This is a genomic window from Pseudonocardia sp. TMWB2A, from assembly GCF_017312135.1.
The window spans coordinates 1-1,318 of record NZ_QKQY01000014.1 but is presented as its reverse complement, the minus strand read 5'-3'; the positions used below and the strand labels follow the sequence as shown (position 1 = coordinate 1,318).

General features: G+C 59.0%; 1 protein-coding gene. It reads right to left on the bottom strand.

Features of this window, described 5'->3' with window-relative positions:
• Positions 1-1,318: transposase domain-containing protein (locus DMP17_RS46310; RefSeq protein WP_337833052.1), on the bottom strand; the 1,318-nt coding region annotated here is incomplete at both ends.

Sequence of the window (1,318 nt, the reverse complement as noted above, 5' to 3'; positions counted from 1 at the left end):
CACCAGTAGCGGTTGCCTTCCAGCGAGAGCATGCCCGTCTTGCTGTCGAGCTTGCGCAGGCGTGCCGAAAGCAACAGGTCTGCCAGCTGTGCGTTGGTTGCCTTGGTGATCGGCGACTTCGCGTAACTCTCCGCAAAAACCTCGTCGAAACTGCGTCCATTGGCGACGGTTGAACGGCGACCTGGGCGTGCGTTGTGCAAGGCGACTTCGCGGTTCAAAACCTCGATGAACTCGTCGAGCGGAACGGCGTGTGATGCGTAGTTTTCTGGCTTCGCGTCAGGCTTGTTGCCCGTGTACGCGCCCGCAAATGCCGGTGACTTCGCGACGGTTTCGCAAAGGTCACGCCATGCGCGTTCAATCGGCTTCGCTTGGCCGTGGTACGGCGTTGCCCAGCTGACTTCGCAGCCCATGCGGACGATCAAGCCTTGCACTTCATCCTCCGAAACCGTGTAACGGAATCGGTTCGGCGTTCCACCGGTGTTGACCTTGGCGGCGAAGGCGCGACCGTTGTCCAACAGCACCCGGCGAGGAATGCCATAGCGTTCCACCATGTCGCGGAATGCAAGCTGGACCAAATGCGCGGATTCGCTGCTGGCAACGCGGTACGCGAGGATCTTCGCGCTCATGAAATCTTGAATGCCCAGCAGGATCGGACGCTCGACCGTGCCATCTGGCCACTTCACGAAGACGTCGAACTTATGGCCGTCGGCGTTGACCACTTCCATCGCATGCATATCGGAGCGGTCACGGCGAATCGACGGCACCATCTGCATCAGTGCCTTTTCACCGTCACGTTTGTAGACCACGACGTTGCGTGGAAGCGTGCTTAAACGGCGTTCAAACGTCTTCAAAGACGGGATTGTCCAGCCCTTCTCAGCAGCGATGCGCTTGAGGCGGAAATAGCATGCGCTCGCCGTTGGTTTTTCGAGGCGGAGATAGTCTGCTTTGAAGATCTCCCACGCCATCGGTTCGATGTCGGCTTTTGCAGTGCGTCCGAGGTACTTCGGCACCAACAATGCCGGCCAGTGAGCGGCGTGTTGACCGACCACTTCCTTTTCCCAGCGCGCGATCGTTGCGACCGACAATGCGTTGCCTTTTTCGCACTCCGCTTCAGCGACAATTTCACGTGACGGAATGATCGCAACACCGGTCTGCCGAACAGCGCGCAGGTCACGCAAGACAGACGCGCGGTAGTCGCCTGTTTCGCGGATATTTTGAGGGCAGCGGCGGTAGTGTTCCCACGCCGCTTCGACGCGGTTGTTTCGACGGTCGACAACGTCCTGAATTTCTTCGGGAAGCGTCGACTTCGTAAGTGCGA